This is a genomic window from Deltaproteobacteria bacterium (genome assembly GCA_020848745.1).
Classification (GTDB): domain Bacteria; phylum Desulfobacterota; class Binatia; order UTPRO1; family UTPRO1; genus UTPRO1.
On the sequence record JADLHM010000047.1, the window covers coordinates 12,577 to 28,417 of the forward strand.

General features: G+C 71.5%; 17 protein-coding genes. 8 read left to right on the top strand and 9 right to left on the bottom strand.

Annotated features, from left to right (window positions below; translation table 11 throughout):
• Window positions 1–4: 4 nt before the first annotated feature.
• Genes hscB through IT293_06270 form a run of 5 tightly spaced genes read left to right on the top strand, consistent with a single transcriptional unit; the run spans window position 5 to window position 3,666 of the window.
• Window positions 5–643, top strand: a complete 639-nt coding sequence (gene hscB / locus IT293_06250) for a Fe-S protein assembly co-chaperone HscB (protein ID MCC6764245.1) — start codon at window positions 5–7, stop codon at window positions 641–643.
• Window positions 640–2,481, top strand: a complete 1,842-nt coding sequence (gene hscA / locus IT293_06255; GenBank protein MCC6764246.1) for a Fe-S protein assembly chaperone HscA — start codon at window positions 640–642, stop codon at window positions 2,479–2,481. The genes hscB and hscA overlap by 4 nt, the downstream gene beginning before the upstream one ends.
• The gene (iscX, locus tag IT293_06260; protein MCC6764247.1) at window positions 2,472–2,687 is read left to right on the top strand and encodes a Fe-S cluster assembly protein IscX; all 216 of its coding nucleotides are present in this window, start codon (window positions 2,472–2,474) and stop codon (window positions 2,685–2,687) included. The genes hscA and iscX overlap by 10 nt, the downstream gene beginning before the upstream one ends.
• 18 nt (window positions 2,688–2,705) lie before the next feature.
• On the top strand, window positions 2,706–3,173 hold the full coding sequence (locus tag IT293_06265; GenBank protein MCC6764248.1) for an Rrf2 family transcriptional regulator: 468 nt from the start codon (window positions 2,706–2,708) through the stop codon (window positions 3,171–3,173).
• Between the two features lie 49 nt (window positions 3,174–3,222).
• On the top strand, window positions 3,223–3,666 hold the full coding sequence (locus IT293_06270) for a hypothetical protein (GenBank protein MCC6764249.1): 444 nt from the start codon (window positions 3,223–3,225) through the stop codon (window positions 3,664–3,666).
• A gap of 80 nt (window positions 3,667–3,746) precedes the next feature.
• Here IT293_06270 and IT293_06275 read toward each other — a convergent pair whose 3' ends face one another.
• The 7 genes from IT293_06275 to IT293_06305 all read right to left on the bottom strand — a co-directional run bounded on the left by IT293_06275 (window position 3,747) and on the right by IT293_06305 (window position 10,132).
• Complete coding sequence (locus tag IT293_06275; GenBank protein ID MCC6764250.1) at window positions 3,747–4,532, bottom strand: Sir2 family NAD-dependent protein deacetylase; 786 nt, start codon at window positions 4,530–4,532, stop codon at window positions 3,747–3,749.
• Between the two features lie 128 nt (window positions 4,533–4,660).
• Entirely contained in the window at window positions 4,661–5,566 is a 906-nt protein-coding gene (locus IT293_06280) for an ABC transporter permease (GenBank protein ID MCC6764251.1), read from the bottom strand.
• Entirely contained in the window at window positions 5,563–6,612 is a 1,050-nt protein-coding gene (locus IT293_06285) for an ABC transporter permease (GenBank protein ID MCC6764252.1), read from the bottom strand. Before IT293_06285 ends, IT293_06280 begins: the two co-directional genes overlap by 4 nt.
• The gene (locus IT293_06290) at window positions 6,609–8,114 is read right to left on the bottom strand and encodes an ATP-binding cassette domain-containing protein (GenBank protein ID MCC6764253.1); all 1,506 of its coding nucleotides are present in this window, start codon (window positions 8,112–8,114) and stop codon (window positions 6,609–6,611) included. The genes IT293_06285 and IT293_06290 overlap by 4 nt, the downstream gene beginning before the upstream one ends.
• Window positions 8,115–8,137: 23 nt before the next feature.
• Complete coding sequence (locus IT293_06295; protein MCC6764254.1) at window positions 8,138–9,118, bottom strand: BMP family protein; 981 nt, start codon at window positions 9,116–9,118, stop codon at window positions 8,138–8,140.
• A 172-nt stretch (window positions 9,119–9,290) separates the two neighbouring features.
• A complete protein-coding gene (locus IT293_06300; GenBank protein ID MCC6764255.1) occupies window positions 9,291–9,707 on the bottom strand; it encodes a HEPN domain-containing protein in 417 nt (138 codons plus the stop codon).
• A complete protein-coding gene (locus tag IT293_06305; GenBank protein MCC6764256.1) occupies window positions 9,704–10,132 on the bottom strand; it encodes a nucleotidyltransferase domain-containing protein in 429 nt (142 codons plus the stop codon). The genes IT293_06300 and IT293_06305 overlap by 4 nt, the downstream gene beginning before the upstream one ends.
• Before the next feature lie 162 nt (window positions 10,133–10,294).
• Here IT293_06305 and IT293_06310 point away from each other — a divergent pair, with 162 nt between their 5' ends.
• Window positions 10,295–11,782 (top strand): leucyl aminopeptidase, encoded by a 1,488-nt coding sequence (locus IT293_06310; GenBank protein MCC6764257.1) that lies wholly within the window; start codon window positions 10,295–10,297, stop codon window positions 11,780–11,782.
• 137 nt (window positions 11,783–11,919) lie between these two features.
• On the opposite strand, the gene IT293_06315 is transcribed toward IT293_06310, so the two are convergent.
• Window positions 11,920–12,060: a hypothetical protein gene (locus IT293_06315; GenBank protein ID MCC6764258.1), complete on the bottom strand. Its 141-nt coding sequence runs from the start codon at window positions 12,058–12,060 to the stop codon at window positions 11,920–11,922.
• A gap of 199 nt (window positions 12,061–12,259) precedes the next feature.
• Complete coding sequence (locus IT293_06320; GenBank protein MCC6764259.1) at window positions 12,260–13,552, bottom strand: lytic transglycosylase domain-containing protein; 1,293 nt, start codon at window positions 13,550–13,552, stop codon at window positions 12,260–12,262.
• Window positions 13,553–13,919: 367 nt separating this feature from the next.
• On the opposite strand from IT293_06320, the gene IT293_06325 reads away from it, so the two are divergent.
• Together IT293_06325 and IT293_06330 are read left to right on the top strand one after the other, a co-directional pair.
• The gene (locus tag IT293_06325; protein ID MCC6764260.1) at window positions 13,920–14,297 is read left to right on the top strand and encodes a hypothetical protein; all 378 of its coding nucleotides are present in this window, start codon (window positions 13,920–13,922) and stop codon (window positions 14,295–14,297) included.
• An 80-nt stretch (window positions 14,298–14,377) separates the two neighbouring features.
• Window positions 14,378–15,841 carry a hypothetical protein gene (locus IT293_06330; GenBank protein ID MCC6764261.1) on the top strand — a complete coding sequence of 488 codons (1,464 nt, stop codon included), beginning with the start codon at window positions 14,378–14,380 and terminating at the stop codon, window positions 15,839–15,841.

Genomic DNA, 15,841 nt, shown 5'->3' on the forward strand with positions numbered 1-15,841 from the left:
GGACATGACGACGAACACCGAAACCTCGTTGTGCCTCCATTGCGGCAAGCCGGCTGCCCATCAGCTCGTGTGCTCGGGCTGCGGCATCGTCGCGCCCGCCGGTCGGGAGACTGACTACTTCAGCCTCTTCGGGCTTCCCCGTCGCCTCACGGTCGAACTCGCCGACCTCGAGCGGCGCTACTACGCCCTCTCGCGCGAGCTCCACCCCGACCTCTTCCACGACCGTCCGCCCGCCGAGCAGGCCGAGAGCCTGCGCATGACGGCGCTCGTGAACCGCGCCTACAAGACCCTGAAGGATCCCGTGCAACGCGCCCTCTACTGGCTCGAGGCGCACGGAGAGTCGCTCGGTCGCGACAACGAGCGCGTGCCGGCCGCGCTCGCCACGCGCGTCTTCGAGGTGCAGGAGCAGCTCGACGAGCTGCGCGCGGCTCGCGCCCGCGGCGCCGGAGAAGCCGAGTGCCGCGCGATGAGCGCGGTCCGCAACGCGCTGCGCGACGACCTCGGCGCCTCCGAGGCGCGGCTCGCGCGCAGCTTCGAGGCCGACGACGGTGCGAGCGCCGCCGCGCTCACCGAGACCAAGAAGATCCTTTCTGAGCTGCACTACCTGCGGACGTTGCTGCGCGACGTGGAGAACGAGCTGTGAGTCCGGTGGAGCGACCCTCTCCCATCGTCGGCATCGACCTCGGGACGACGAACAGCCTCGTCGCCTGGCTCGACGACGAGACGCCGCGCGTGATCGCCGATCCGGCGACCGGCCGGGTCATCGTTCCGTCGGTCGTGTCGTTCCCGGCGGGGGCCGATCCCATCGTCGGTGACGAGGCGCGCGCGCTCGCGCCGACGGCGCCCGCCACGACCATCCAGTCCGTGAAGCGCTTCATGGGCCTCGGCCCGGAGCACGTGAGCGCCGCCGACCGCCAGCGTTACACCTTCGCCGACGCCGACCGCGGCGTGGTGCGTTTCGTGATCGGTGAACGCGCGGTCACGCCGCCCGAGGTCGCGGCGCTCGTGCTGAAGGAGTTGAAGCGGCGCGCGGAGGCGGCGCTCGGCTGCCCGATCAGGAAGGCGGTCGTCACGGTGCCAGCGTACTTCAACGATACGCAGCGCCAGGCGACCAAGGACGCCGGACGGCTCGCCGGCCTCGAGGTGCTGCGCCTCGTGAACGAGCCGACGGCGGCGGCGCTCGCCTACGGGCTCGGTCGCGCGAACGAGGGGACCGTCGCGGTCTACGACTTCGGCGGCGGCACCTTCGACGTGTCGATCCTCAAGATGGAGCGGGGCATCTTCGAGGTGAAGGCGACCGGCGGTGATACGCGCCTCGGCGGCGACGACGTCGACGAGGCCGTCGCGGCCTGGCTGCTCGGCGGCGCGGAGCTGCCGTCCGACGTCGCGAGCCGCCGCGACGTGCGAGCGCGCGCCCAGCGCGCCGCTGAAGAAGCGAAGTGCCGCCTGTCGTCGACCGACGCGACCGACGTGAGCGTCACGTTTCCGGACGGACGGACCATCGCCCGTCGTCTGACGCGCGCGGAGTTCGACGCCATCATTGCCCCCATCGTCGAGCGCACCCTCGCGCCCTGCCGCCAGGCGCTCGCGGACGCCGGCCTCGCGCCGGCGGCCGTCGACGCCGTCGTGCTCGTCGGCGGCAGCACCCGCATCCCGCTGGTGCGGACGAGGGTGGGGGAGCTCTTCGGTCGCGAGCCCTTGTGCTCGCTCGATCCGGATCAGGTCGTCGCGCTCGGCGCCGGGGTCCAGGCGGGAATCCTCGGCGGGCGGCGCAAGGACATGCTGCTCCTCGACGTCGTACCGCTCTCGCTCGGCATCGAGACCATGGGGGGCGTCATGACGCGCCTCATCGAGCGTAATACGACCATCCCGACGAGCCATACCGAGACCTTCACGACCGCCGTCGACAACCAGACTGCCGTGGCGTTGCACGTGCTCCAGGGCGAGCGCGAGCTCGCCAAGGATTGCCGGAGCCTCGCGCGCTTCTCGATCCCGATCGAGCTCGCGGCGGCCGGTTTCCCGCGCGTCGACGTGACCTTCATGATCGACGCCAACGGCATCTTGAACGTAACGGCGCGCGACGTGCGCACCGGCCGCGAGCGATCCCTCGACGTGAAGCCGTCCTACGGCCTCACCGACGAGGAAGTCGAGCGCATGCTCGAGGAGTCGATCGACTTCGCCGAGGAGGACGTGGCGGCGCGGCTCCTCGCGGAGGCGCGGATGGAAGCGGAGACGTTGATCCGACAAATCGGGCGCACGCTCGGGGAGTCGGGCACGCTGCTCCGGGACGGCGAGGGAGACGCCATCCGAGGCGCCATCGCGACGCTCGAAGCGGCGCTGCACGAGACCGACTACGACCGCATTCGCGATCTGGTGCAGGCGCTCGGCGAGGCGAGTACGCCCTTCGCCCACCGCATCATGGAGACGTCGCTGAAGCGCGCGCTCGAGAACAAGTCGGCGGGAGGTGAGCCATGGGTCTGAAGTGGGAGGACGCGGAGGATCTCGCGATCGCGCTCGCCGACGAGCACGCGGGGGTCGATCCGCTCACGGTGCGCTTCACGGATCTGCACCGCTACGTCACGGGGCTCGACGAGTTCGGCGACGACCCGAAAGGGTCGAGCGAAGGCAAGCTCGAGGCCATCCAGATGGCGTGGCTCGAAGAATATCGGGACCGGAAGGGCGACTGAGGACGCAAGGGGATCCACATGTCGATCATGCAAGTCAGCCGGAAAGTCGACTACGCGCTCCGCGCGGCGATCTATCTCGCGTACCAGAACGATCGCCGACCGTGCTCGGTCGCCGAGATCGCGGCGCGCGAGGCGATGCCCAAGAAGTTCCTGGAGAAGATCATCCAGAACCTGATCCATTCGGGGATCGTGCGCTCGACGCGCGGCGCGCAGGGCGGCTATGCGCTCGCCCGCGAGCCGGAGGCGGTGACGTTCAAGGACGTCATCGAGGCGGTCGAGGGGCCGGTCTCGTTGAACGTGTGCGTCGGGGACGCCGGTGCGGCGCTCGACTGCTGCGCGCAGTCGCCGCGCTGCTCGATGCTGTGGGTATGGCAGGAGGCACAGAAGCGGGTGATGGAGGTGTTCGCGACGACGACGCTCGCGGACGTGCTGCAGAAGCGTACGGCGGCGCTCGGGGAGATCGTCGCCAGCGCGGCGGCGGGGTGAGGGCGACTTTGCTCGAGCGGACGTGTGCGAGCCGAAGAGGGGAATTCCTATGAGCGACACCAACACCGAAGACCGATACGGCGGGTTCCTGCAGCCGAACGCGATCCTGCCGGTGCAGTTCTTCCAGACGCTGCGCTCGAAGGGGCAGTCCGACGGCGAGCGCCGCCTCATGCTCGCCGTCCTCGAGGACGCCGTGAACTGTTTCATGAAGCAGATCCACGCGACCGATCCGAAGGCGCGCCGGCTCTTCGAGGACGCCGAGGGATGGATCGCGGCCGAGGATCGCACCTGGTTCTTCTCCTTCGACAACGTCTGCGAGGCGCTCGGCTTGAATCCGGAGTACCTGCGAGCAGGGATCTTCAGGTGGCGGGCGGCCGAGCGGCGCCGTGTCGGCGACGCGGCGTTTGGGGACGCGGTCGCGAGCTGCGGATCGGATGCTACGGAAGATCGCGAAGCGGACGATGGAGGTCTCCGGCTCGTGAACCGTCTTTGAGCGCCGGATGATCGCGGATCACGTGCCGCGCGTCCGTGTCCGTTCACGCTCGGGTGCGGCGGGGACGCCGGAAACGGGCGTCACGCGTCGGTGAGCGCGAGGCCGATCTTGCGCGCGACCGCCGTGAGCGTCTCGCCGGCGCTTCCGTGCAGGAGCACGTGGGCGTACGGATCGTACGGCGTCGCCTCCCGGTTCACGATCACGAGCGACGTGCCGTTCTCGACCGCGGTGCGCGGGAGTCCGGCCGCCGGATAGACCTCCAGCGAGGAGCCGATCACGAGGAACACGTCGGCCTCGTCCGCGTCGGCGAAGGCCTGAGCGGTCTCGCGTTCGGGCATCGCCTGCCCGAACGAGATCGTCGCGGGCTTCAGCAGTCCGCCGCAGTCGCAGCGGAGGTCGTACTCGCCGGCGGCGAAGCGCGCCTGGACCGGCCCGCGTGGCTGACGTGCGCCGCAGGTGAGACACCCGACCTCGAGCGCGGTTCCGTGGATCTCGATGACGACGGCGGTCGAGCTCCCGGCCTTCTGGTGCAGGCCGTCGACGTTCTGCGTGACGATGCGGAGGAGGCCGCCGCGGCGCTCGAGCGCGGCGAGCGCGCGGTGGGCGGCGTTGGGCTGCGCGTCGCGGAGGACGGGGAAGAGCTCGTTCCCCATCTCCCAGTAGAGGCGGCGGGTCTCGGCGCTCGCGCGGAACTTGTCGAAGGTGAGCTTGGTCGGGTCGTAGCGCGTCCAGAGGCCGCCCGGGCTCCGGAAGTCCGGGATGCCCGACTCGGTGCTGATGCCGGCGCCCGTCAGCGCGACGATCCGGCGCGCGCCGGCGATGAGCTTCGCCGCCGTGTCGAGGTCGTGCTCCGCGATCGGGTGCATGTCGGGCTCAGGCGGCGAGGAGCGCGCGCTCGAGAAGCGCCGCGGTCAGGTCGTGTATCTCAGGATGCGTGCGCGCGCGAGGCCAATCTGCCCGTCCGACACGATCCGCTCGAGCCGGTCGGCGGCCGTTACCCGCGCCGCCGGCGCCCGAGCGCCGCGGGAGCCGCCGCCGTGCCGGTCGCGATCGCGAGCACCGCGAGCGTGAGGACGTAGGGGAGCATCAAGAGGAGGTGATACGAGACTGCCATGCCGGCCGCTTGCAGGTGGAACTGCGCGGCGCTCGCGGCCCCGAAGAGGAGCGCGCCTCCGAGGATGCCGAGCGGCCGCCAGCGTCCGAAGACGACGATCGCGAGCGCAATGAAACCGCGTCCGGCCGACATGCCTTCGACGAAGGTGTTGGAGTAGGCGAGCGAGAGGTAGCCGCCTCCGATCCCCGCGAGGAGGGCCGCGACGAGGAGCGCGCCGACGCGTACGGCGTCGACGCGAATGCCGAGGCTCGCGGCGGCCTCGGGCGCCTCGCCGACGGCGCGGAGCGCGAGCCCGAGCCGCGTGCGCGCGAGCACGAGCCACGCGAGCGGCACGAGCGCGAGCCCCGCCCAGACCGGCGCCGGCTGGCGGAGCGGCGCGAGCCACCACGCGTCGCCGCCGAGCGCGATCGGTTCGAAGGTCGGAACGGTGAGCGCGGCGCCGGTCACGCCGAACACGGCGCGGTAGGCGACGCCGGTGACGCCGAGGGCGAGGAGGTTGAGGGCCGCGCCAGCCACGACCTGGTCGGCGTCGAGTCCGACGACCCAGCCGGCGAGGAGCGCCCCGAGCAACATTGCGGCTCCGGCCGCCGCGATCATGCCGACGAGCGGGCTCCCCGTTCCCCAGCACGCGAGGAATCCGGCGAACGCGCCGGTCAGCATGAGGCCTTCGACGCCGATGTTGAGCACGCCGGCGCGCTCGCTCACGAGCTCGCCGAGCGCGGCGAAGAGGAGCGGTGTGCCGAGGGCCAGGGCCGAGCCGGCGAGCGCTACGAGCCATTCGGTCATACCGCCTCCGCGTGCGGCGCCGCACCGCCGCCGCCGCGCCGGCGTGTGAAGCGCGGCGCCTCCGCGGCGAGCAGCGCCAGGATGACGGTCGCCTGGACGATCGACGCGAAGACCGCGGAGACGCCGGCGCTCCGTTGCATGGCGCCCGAGCCGGCGGCGAGTGCTGCGAAGAAGAGCGCTGAGACGATGACTCCGCCCGGGTGGAGGCGGGCGAGGAGGGCCACCGCGATCGCGGTGTAGCCCTGGCCCCCGGAGAACTGCTCGAAGAGGCGGTGGGTGACGCCGGCCACCTCGATGCCGCCGGCGAGCCCCGCGAGGCCGCCGCTCACGAGCATCGCGCTCATCGTCGCCCGCCCGGGGGCGAGCCCGGCGAGACGCGCCGCGAGGAAGTTCTCGCCCGCGGCGCGCCAACGAAAGCCGAGGGTCGTGCGATGGAGCAGGAACCAGACGAGCGGCGCCGCGGCGAGCGCGAGCAGGACGCCGCCGTGCAGGCCGCTTCCGAGCGCGGGCAGCTCGGCGGCGGCCGGCAGCGGGTCGCTCTGCGGATACCTTCCGGCCGCCTCCATGAGTGGTCCGTGGACCGCGAAGCCGACGAGGCGAGCGGCGACGAAGTTCAGCATGATGGTCGAGATCACCTCGTTCACCTGCCGGCGGAGCTTCAACGCGGCGGCGAGGCCGGCCCAGAGCGCGCCGGCGACGATGCCGCACGCGAGCGCCGCCGGGAGCGCGAGCGTCCGGTCGCCCGCCGCCTGCGCCGCGGCCGTCGCGGCGAGCGCGCCCACCAGCAGCTGTCCGTCGGCGCCGATGTTCCAGACGCCGCTCCGGAACGCGATGGCGACCGCGAGGCCCATCAGCGCGAGCGGGCAGCTCTTCACGAGCGTGTCGACGAGCGCGAAACGGTCGCCGAACGCGCCTTCGACGAGGGCGCCGAGCGCGGCGAGCGGGTCGGCGCCGGCGGCCGCGAGTACGAGGCCGCTCACGAGGAGCGCGGCGCCGGCGGCCGCGGCCGGCGCCGCGAGCCGGCGCGGGTCGGGGCCGCGCGTCACGCGAGTCCCGCCATCGCGGCGCCGATGCGCTCGCGGTCGATCGGGGGAAGCGGCCCCGCGAGCCGGCCGCGATAGAGCACCCACAGGCGGTCGGCGACGGCGGCGAGCTCGTCGAGATCCGTCGAGAAGATGACGACCGCCGCGCCGGCGGCCGCGGCCGCCGCGAGCGTCGCGTGTACGTGGGCGGTCGCCGCGATGTCGAGCCCGCGCGTCGGGTTCACCGCGACCAGCACGCGCGGCGCCGTCGCGAGCGCGCGGCCGATCACGATGCGCTGCTGATTCCCGCCGGAGAGGGCGCCGATCGGGTGCTCGAGGCTCGGGGCGGCGACCCGGTACGCGCGGACGAGGTCGCCCGCGAAGGCGCGTGCCCGCGCTGCGTCGAGGATCCCGTGCGCGGCGAAGCGCGCCAGCAGCGGGGCGGCGAGGATCGCGTTCTCCCAGACCGTGAGCCCGGTCGCGAGCGCCTCGCGCCGACGGTCGCCGGGGATGAGGGCGAGACCGGCCGCGATCGCGGCCCGCACGTCGCCTGCGGGCAGCGTCGTGCCGTGGACGACCACCGTGCCGCGGCGCGGGAGGACGCCGGCGAGCGCCCCGGCGAGCTCGTCCTGGCCGTTGCCGTCGACGCCGGCGACGCCGCAGATCTCGCCGGCGGCGACGGTGAGGTCGACCGCCGCGAGCGCGACCCGGCCGCGGCCCGCGTCGGTCGTGACGTCGCGCGCGACGAGCGCGCCGGTCTCGCGCGGCGACGCCGTACGCGGGGCCGGACCAGCTACGCCGCCGGCGCCGACCATGAGGCGGGCGAGCTCGCGCGCCGTGACCTCGCGCGCGGCGACCGTCGTAACGCGCTTCCCCTCGCGGAGCACCGTCACGGCGTCGCAGAGCGCGAGCGCTTCGTCGAGCTTGTGGGTCACGAAGACGACGAGCATGCCGCCGTCGCGGAGCCGCCGCAGCGTCAGGAACAGATCCGCGGTCTCGTGCGGCGTGAGGACTGCCGTCGGCTCGTCGAGCAGGAGCACGCGCGGCGCCGCCGAGAGCGCGCGCAGGATCTCGACGCGGGCCTGCATGCCGACCGGCAGCGTGCCGCACGGCGCGCTCGGGTCGCCGACGTCGAGACCGTGCGCTGCCGCGAGATCGCGCGCCGCGGCGGCGAGCGCCGCCGGCGCGAGCCACGCGCCCGTCGTCTCCGGCTGTCCGAGCGCCAGGTTCTCCGCGACCGACAGGGCGCCGACCAGCGCGAAGTGCTGGTGTACGACACCGACGCCGGCCGCGCGTGCGGCGCGCGGATCGCCAGGTGCGAGCGGGACACCGTCGACGGCGATCGTGCCGTCGCCGGCGCGCGCCGCGCCGGCGACGAGGCGTACGAGCGTCGACTTGCCGGCGCCGTTCTCGCCGAGGACGCCGTGGATGGAGCCGGCCGGGAGGTCGAGATCGAGGGGCGCCAGCGCCGTGAGGTCTCCGTAGCGCTTGGCGATCCCGCGCAGCGAGAGCCTCGGCGTCGTCATCGCCGGCGGGTCGGGTCCGGCGATCAGAACGCCGCCGTCGGGACCTTCAGCTCACCGGCGCGGATCGCGGCCTCGGTCCGCAGGAGCGCGTTTCGCACATCGGCGGGGATCTTTCCCTCGAGCGCGGGATTGAACACGACCGCGACTGCGCCGTCGGCCATGTGCTCCTCGATGATGCGACTCTTGAACGTGCCGTCCTTCACCTCGCGGGCGATCGCGACGAAGGCCGCCGGAATGTCGATCACGGCGCTCGCGAGGACGACGTTCGGCGCGACCTCGTGCTGCGCCCGGTTCGAGCCGAAGGCGTAGATGCCGCGCTCGCCGGCCGCCTGGAAGACGCCGGGTCCAGCCGCGTCGGCGTTCTGCAGCACGAAGCGGCAGCCGCGGTCGATGAGCGCCAGCGTCGCCGTGCGCGCCGCGCCGACGTCGTCCCAGTTGCCGAGGTACGACGTCGGCACGGGGTAGCCCGGCTTCGCGTGCGCGGCGCCCGCCTGGAACGCGATGAACGTGCTCTTGACCGATGGGATCTCCATGCCGCCGACCGCACACGCCGCGCCGTCGGGCGCCATCCGGGCGGCGAGCTCGCCGAGCACGAAGGTCGCTTCCTCGAGGCGGAACACGATCGGCGCCACGTTCGGGCGAACCGTGCTGCCCGACGTCGTGAGGAACACCGTGTTCGGGAACTCGGGCGCGACCTTCGCCGCCGCGTCCTGGAACTCGAAGCCGTGGCCGATCACGAGCCGGAAGCCGCGCCGCGCATAGTCGCGATACGCCTGCTCGAACTCGGACGGAGTGCGCGTCTCGACCTGGCTGATCTCGGCGCCGAGCCGGTCGCGCACGGCGAGGAGCCCTTCGTATGCGGCGGCGTTCCAGCCGGCGTCGCTGATCGGACCCGGGCTCAAGAGAGCGACCTTGAAGCCTCCGGTGCTTCCGCCGGAAGTGCACGCGCCGATGCTTCCGACCGCCACGACCGCGGCGACGAGGCGCGCGAGACGTCTCGACATGGCGGCGGACGCTACCGGGCGTCGGAGCGGGCCGCAACTCCGGCGAGACCGGAAGGACGGCATTCGCCGAGGGCGTGGCTGCCTCGCGCGCTCGCGCCGGTTCCCTCGAGCACCGACGTTCTCCACGACCTGTCCCGGAGGAGGAGCCGGCCTCTCCGACGTGAAGCCGTGGTCACGTTCGCGGCAGAACGATCCTCGCGACCTGCTCGAGCACCCACTCAGCGTCCGCAAACGCGCGATCGGCGTCGGTGCGCGTGTAGAACTCGGATGGAATCAGGTCCTCACTACCGTAGAAGGCGATTTCGCGGTCCTTCCGCAGCGCCTTGGAGATCTCGGCCATTCGGTGCGCGTGCGGCCGTGCGGTGGCAGGCAAGCGCCCCGCCTCGGCAACGATGATGGCGCCGACGTCGTGGATCTGGGGCACCGTGACGCCGCTCGCGCGCAAGAGCGCCTTCAAGCAGAGCTCGATGATTTCCTGAGCTTCCCGCATCACGTCGGCGTGTGCGCCGCGCGCGAGCAATACCCGGAGCGCCTCGAGGCGATGGCCGGCGCGTGTCACGTAGTCGGCTTCGAGCTTCGGGTTCGTCATCCGGCCCTCCGCCAGTACGACACGCCATGGACCGAACGCCGCTCGAAGCGACCCGTGTCCACGAGCCCTCGAACGTGCCCCAGAAAGGCCGCGAGCCTATTCCCCGGGTCCGTGAGAATCGCGTGCCGCTCGCTCACTTCCAACCACAGGGACGACGGCTCAGCGTCGGGACCGGGGAGATGCACGAAATGCGGCGAGACGCCGGGAAGCACCGCGTGGATCCCGGACGCGACCTGCGCGTCCCACTCTCGGTACAAGTCTCGCCGTATGGGGTCCTTGGGTACGAGCACCACGAGCAGGTCCCAGTCCGAATCGACCCGCGCGCGACTGCCGACTCGCGATCCGAAGAGTGCGACGGCGAGGAGACGCGGGCCGTAGTAGGCCTCGATCGCGGCCGTCACCCGGTGCAGTCGCGGCTCGATCATGGAGGCAACCGTAGCATAGACGGGGAACCATCCCCACTCCCGAACGCCAGAGCGCTTGCCGAGGCGCGCGGAAAGCTGGCACTCGGCGTCGGCCTCGCGCGGCGCGGAGGCGTGCCCCGTCGCGAATTGCAGGGGTAGGTGAAACTCGCTACGAGCGGGACGATGAAGATCCGCGTGCGTGGTGGGGACCCGACGTCGATCGCGGCCGACGTCATGATCGTTGCGGTGGCCGCGGGGGAAGAGGACGGGCGCGAGATGCGAGCGCTCGCGCGGCGCGCCGGCGGCGCGGCGTTGAAGCGCGCGCTCGCCGCGACGCGCTTCCGCGGCCGATCCGGTCAAGCGACCGTGCTGCCGGTGCAGGGACCACGCCGGCAGGCGGTCATGGTCGTCGGGCTTGGCGACGAGGCGCGGATCGACGCCGAAGCCTGGCGGCGCGCCGCCGGCCAGGCCCGCCAGCTTGCCGGCACGCTCGGCGCGACGCGCGTCGTGGTCGCCGGCGGCGCGCGGGCCATCGACACCACGCAGCTCGCGGCCTTCGTCGAGGGCTTCGAGCTCGCCGCCTACCGTTTCGGCAAGTACAAGTCCGAGCCCGATCCCGTGCCGCCGGTCGCCGAGCTGACTTTCGTCGTCGCCGATCCGCCCGCCGAGGAGAGCTTGGCTTCCGTGTGGAGCGCGCTCGAGGTGACGCTCGCCGGCGTGACGCTCGCGCGCGATCTCGTGAACGAGCCGGCGGCGGTGAAGACGCCGACCTACATCGCCGACGTTGCGAAGAGGGCCGGAAAGGATGCCGGCCTCGAGGTCGAGGTCTGGGACCCGAAGCGCATCGCGAGCGAAAAGCTCGCCGGCCTCATTGCGGTCGCGCGCGGCAGCAGCGAGGAGCCGCGCTTCGTGCGCCTCCGCTATCGCGCCAAGGGCGCGAAGCGTCGAGTTGCGCTCGTCGGCAAGGGCATCACGTTCGACTCCGGCGGCCTGTCGCTGAAGCCCGCGAAGAGCATGGAGACGATGAAGTGCGACATGGCCGGGGCGGCGGCGGTGCTCGGCACGATGACCGCGCTCGCGCGCCTGAAGCCGGTGGTCGAGGTGGAGGGCTTCATCCCGATCACCGAGAACCTGCCGGGCGGAAGGGCGCAGAAGCCGGGCGACGTGATCCGCTACCGGAACGACAAGACCGTCGAGGTGCTGAACACCGACGCCGAGGGCCGCCTGGTTCTCGCCGACGCGCTCCTCCTCGCCGCGGATACGAAACCGGACGCCATCATCGACCTCGCGACGCTGACGGGAGCCTGCATGGTGGCGCTCGGCACGCAGGTCGCCGGGCTCTTCGCGAACGATCAGGCGCTCGCCGATCGTCTGCTGGCGGTCGGCGCCGAGACCGGCGAGCCACTCTGGCAGATGCCGCTCGTCGCCGAGTACAAGGACGACATCAAGAGCGCCGTCGCGGACATCAAGAACATCGGCGGCGGGCACGCCGGCAGCATCACCGCGGCGCTCTTCCTCCAGGAGTTCGTCGGCGCGACGCCATGGGTCCACCTCGACATCGCCGGTCCGGCGTTTATCGAGAAGGCGCTGCCGTACGCTCCGAAAGGCGGCACGGGCTTCGGCGTGCGGACGCTGGTCCGCTACCTCACGAGCCTCGCCGCCGGCGCGTGAGGTGCGGAGGTTGACAGGAATCAGTAGCTGCGTCTTCGCCCCGGCGAAGTTGACCGGATTCCCGTTGTCGGCCGTTCACGTTTGTACCGCCGTTCGCCACAGCCTGTCGTCGTGTGGCTCCCGGGTCCGCCACCACCTCATCCGATCACCTGGACGATATCGGCCTCGTCGATACGTCCGTCGTTGGTCGGTAGCGACGCGCCATCGTGCAGTGCTGTGGCCACGATCAGCATGTCGGCTGGATCGCGCAGGGTGGTGAGACGTGCGGCTCCCGCCATGATCGGCTCGCTGAGAGCACGCTTCGCCGCCGCGCAACTTCGTCGACGAGTCGAAGGCAGTGGACCTTGAGCTCGGAGATCGCCACCGTCTTCCTCAGGGGACGCTCCTGACAGGACTGTAGTCAACTGTAAATGGTCAAAAGGAGCACGGTCGTGCGCCTACGGGCAGACCCGCAGACCGTCAACGAATGTCGCTACCTCAGCCGCGCCGTTTGCCGGACGCGGCCTTCTTCGCGGGTTTCGTGGACTTGGCGCTCGGTCCGGACTTCGCGGGCTTCGTTGCGGCCTGGCGCGCCGGCGGCTTCCCCCGCTCGATGACGCGTCTGCGCGTGTCGACCTTCGCCTCGCGGACCGTCGCCGATCGCGTGTGCGCGGTCTGTACGTCGCGGCGGCCGCGCTGGTAGCGCCGCGGCGCCGTGCGCGCGATCTGCGTCGCGCTCCGTTTGCCCTGCGCGACCGCGGTGCTGCGGCTGCCCTTGGCGATGCTCCGTCCGTTCCGTCCGCCGCGGGCGCTTCGCACCACCTGGCGGCGTGGGTGCACCGGCTCGACGTAGGTTGCGAGGCCGATGCGCAGCGGCTCCGCCTTGCCGGCAGGGACGCGCAACGAGTAGCCGCTCGGCGTGATGCCGCTTCGGAGCGCCGGGTTCAGCTCGGCGAGCTCGCTCGCCGTGACGCCGCAGAGCTCGGCGGCGGCGCGTAGCGATACCATACGGTCGACGTCGACCATCTCGTAGTGCTCGGGTGTGTGATCGGTCGGGGTCTCGAAGCCGTAATCCTCTGGCGCCATCGCGATCTGCACCGCGGCGAGGAACTTCGGCACGTACGCCGACGTCTCGCTCGGCAGGTAGCCGCGCTCGCGCATGTCCCAGTAGTCGTCGACGTCTTTGTTCGCGAGGATGCGGGCGACCCGGTACTCACCCGTGTTGTAGGCGGCGAGCGAGAGCTCCCAGTCGCCGAACATTCCGTGCAGATCCTTCAGGTACGCCGACGCGGCCTGCGTCGACTTGATGGGGTCGCGACGCTCGTCGACGAGCGAATCGATGCGGAGCCCGTAGCGCCGTCCGGTAGCCGGAATGAACTGCCACGGACCGGCGGCGCCCGCCGGAGACACCGCCTGGGGCCGGTATCCGCTCTCGATGAGGGGCAGGTACGCGAGCTCGGCGGGCAGGCCCTCGCGCACGAGGATGTCGCGCATGGACGGCAGATACTTGGCCCCCCGGGTGAGGGCGCCGTCGAAGAAGCCGCGTAGATGGGTCTGGAAGGCCGTGACGCGGCTCTGGACGGCCGGGTTCTCGACGTCACCCAAGGCCGATGGCACGTCCGGCTTCGCGTTCGCCCGGGCCCCGGCCGCCGCTCCCGGCGCGGCGCTCGTCATCGCCTGCTTCGCACTCGGACCGACGTGGAAGCAGCCACTGACCAGCATCGCGACCAGCGGGAGCAGGATGTGCGGACCGCCTCGGCGGAGCCACCCGTTTTCCCATGCGTTCGTCATTGCACCCCCTGAACCCCCGTCGACCTTCCGCCCACCCCACGAACGCTACCGGGCCGGTCCACGGCTCTGCCAGTCCCAAACGGCTCCGGGCGCTTGTACACGAAAAATTCCGGGATGCAAGCAAAAATCCGAGGCGGCGCGCCATATTAGGGCATGTGGTCGGGCGCTGGACGAGGCGCGTCAGAAGGCTTCGCAGGCGCGCTCGCAGGCGCGCTCGTATGACATTGTCCATGCGATCCGATGCGGCGTGCGCCCGGTCCGTCGAGCGGCCGCCATGCGAACGGGCACAGTGTTGCCGGGGTCGGGTTCCGGCTGGTAAGCCCGAACGCTCGTGTCGCTCACGTCGAAACGATCTCGCGCCGCCCGGATGGGACTTGCGGCGGCCCTGATCGCGGTCTCGGCGCTCCTCGGACAGGCGATCTTCCCGCACGTTCATGCCGCCCCGCTCGCGAACAAGGCGCCAACCGTGCGTGAGCTCGCGATTCCGGCGTGCGGCGAGCGCCGTCCCGCCGCTCTCGCCGCGACGACCCTTCCGAGCTCCGACGGCGACGCGCATCGGCACGCGCCGTCGAGCTGTCCGCTCTGTCGGGCCCAGATCGACGCCCGCTCGTCGGTGCCGTCGACGGCGCTGGCGTTGCCGGCTCCGACCCTCGGCGTCACGCCGTCCGTCCCGGATTCAGAGACGGCGCTCGCCGTCGCCGTCCGTGATTTCGCCGCTCCGCGCGGTCCTCCCAGCGCCTCCTGAAGCGAACGCTCTCCGTCTCGACCTAGACCCGAGACGCGTCGCGCGGATCGCGACGCCTTGCTTCGTCATTGGAGGAACCGATGAAGATTCACCACCGCTGGATCGCCGGCGTGGTCGCGGCCGCATTGGCCGCGACGCTCGCACCGGCACGGGTGCGCGCCGCCGACGACCTGGAGTCGCTGCGGCGCGAGATCGACGAGCTCCGCCGGCGCGACGCCGAGCGCCAACGCGAGATCGACGCGCTCGAGACCGAGGTGCAGCGCTTGCGGGACGCCCAAGGGATGCCGCAGCCCGCGGCGTTGCCGTCGCCGGCCGCCGCCGCGAGCGCCCTCGACCGCGCCGTCGGTGCGCTCGCGACGGAGCCGAGTGCGCCCGCCGCGCCCGTATCGTCGCCGGCGCTCGTCGCTCGCAGGATCGGGTCGGCCGAGATCAAGCTCCTCGACGTGTCGTTCGATACGATGCTGGCCGCTGGGGGCTCGACCGTGCCCGACCACGAGGTCGAGGAGCTCGAGGGCGGGGACCACGACCCGCAGCGGCGCGGCTTCACGCTCCAACAAGCCGAGCTGTCCTTCACGGGTGCCGTCGACCCCTACTTCACCGCCGAGGCGCACGTCGTCCTCAGCCCCGACCACGTCGAGCTCGAGGAGGCGTTCTTCACCTCGACGTCGCTGCCGTGGAACCTGCAGCTCGAGGGCGGCTACTTTCTGACCGAGTTCGGGCGCATCAACCCGACCCACTCGCACGCCTGGGACTGGATCGACCAGCCGATCGTCGTCACCCGCATGTTCGGCGGCGAAGGATTGCGGTCGCCGGGCGCGCGGCTCGCCTGGCTCTCGCCGCTGCCCTGGTTCGCCGAATTCCAGGTGGGCGTCCAGAACGCGAACGAGGAGCACACGACGCCGAGCTTCATGGGCGACGAGGCGATTGGCGGCCGCCCGGCCGAGAAGACGAACACCGGCAGCATGAAGGACCTCCTGTATCTGGCCCGCTGGAAGAACGCCTGGAACTGGAGCGGCGGCGTGACGACGCAGCTCGGCTTCTCTGGCCTCTTCGGCCCGAACGCGACGGGCGGCGACGGCCGCACCTATCTCTACGGCACCGACATGGTGTGGAAGTGGCAGCCGCCCGACCACTTCCGCGGCTGGCCCTTCGTGACGTGGCAGAGCGAGATCATGCGGCGCGACTACCGTGCCGCCGCCTACGTCGATCCCGAGGATCCGAACGCCGACCTCGCGGGCGATACGCTTCGCGACTGGGGCCTCTACGCGCAGGCGCTCTGGGGCTTTCACTATCAGTGGGCCGCTGGGCTCCGGTACGAGTACGCGGGTGGCAGCGGCGCCAGCGTCGACGGCCGACAGAACGATCCGCGCCGTGACGATCGCCATCGCGTCGCGCCGCTCATCATCTGGCAGCCATCCGAGTATGCGCGCATCCGGCTGCAATACGACTTCGACCACGCCGAGTTCCTCTCCGAGAAGGACGCGCACAGTGTCTGGCTTGGCTTCGAGGTGCTCTACGGCGCGCACCCGGCGCATCAGTACTGA

Coding starts and splice junctions, on each gene's coding strand:
- IT293_06270 (MCC6764249.1), top strand. CDS start 3,223: ATGAGCGACACCAACACCGAAGACCGATACGGCGGGTTCCTGCAGCCG.
- IT293_06300 (MCC6764255.1), bottom strand. CDS start 9,707: ATGACGAACCCGAAGCTCGAAGCCGACTACGTGACACGCGCCGGCCAT.
- IT293_06275 (MCC6764250.1), bottom strand. CDS start 4,532: ATGCACCCGATCGCGGAGCACGACCTCGACACGGCGGCGAAGCTCATC.
- IT293_06330 (MCC6764261.1), top strand. CDS start 14,378: ATGAAGATTCACCACCGCTGGATCGCCGGCGTGGTCGCGGCCGCATTG.
- hscB (MCC6764245.1), top strand. CDS start 5: ATGACGACGAACACCGAAACCTCGTTGTGCCTCCATTGCGGCAAGCCG.
- IT293_06290 (MCC6764253.1), bottom strand. CDS start 8,114: ATGACGACGCCGAGGCTCTCGCTGCGCGGGATCGCCAAGCGCTACGGA.
- IT293_06295 (MCC6764254.1), bottom strand. CDS start 9,118: ATGTCGAGACGTCTCGCGCGCCTCGTCGCCGCGGTCGTGGCGGTCGGA.
- IT293_06265 (MCC6764248.1), top strand. CDS start 2,706: ATGTCGATCATGCAAGTCAGCCGGAAAGTCGACTACGCGCTCCGCGCG.
- IT293_06280 (MCC6764251.1), bottom strand. CDS start 5,566: ATGACCGAATGGCTCGTAGCGCTCGCCGGCTCGGCCCTGGCCCTCGGC.
- IT293_06305 (MCC6764256.1), bottom strand. CDS start 10,132: ATGATCGAGCCGCGACTGCACCGGGTGACGGCCGCGATCGAGGCCTAC.
- iscX (MCC6764247.1), top strand. CDS start 2,472: ATGGGTCTGAAGTGGGAGGACGCGGAGGATCTCGCGATCGCGCTCGCC.
- IT293_06325 (MCC6764260.1), top strand. CDS start 13,920: ATGGGACTTGCGGCGGCCCTGATCGCGGTCTCGGCGCTCCTCGGACAG.
- IT293_06310 (MCC6764257.1), top strand. CDS start 10,295: ATGAAGATCCGCGTGCGTGGTGGGGACCCGACGTCGATCGCGGCCGAC.
- IT293_06315 (MCC6764258.1), bottom strand. CDS start 12,060: ATGGCGGGAGCCGCACGTCTCACCACCCTGCGCGATCCAGCCGACATG.
- IT293_06320 (MCC6764259.1), bottom strand. CDS start 13,552: ATGACGAACGCATGGGAAAACGGGTGGCTCCGCCGAGGCGGTCCGCAC.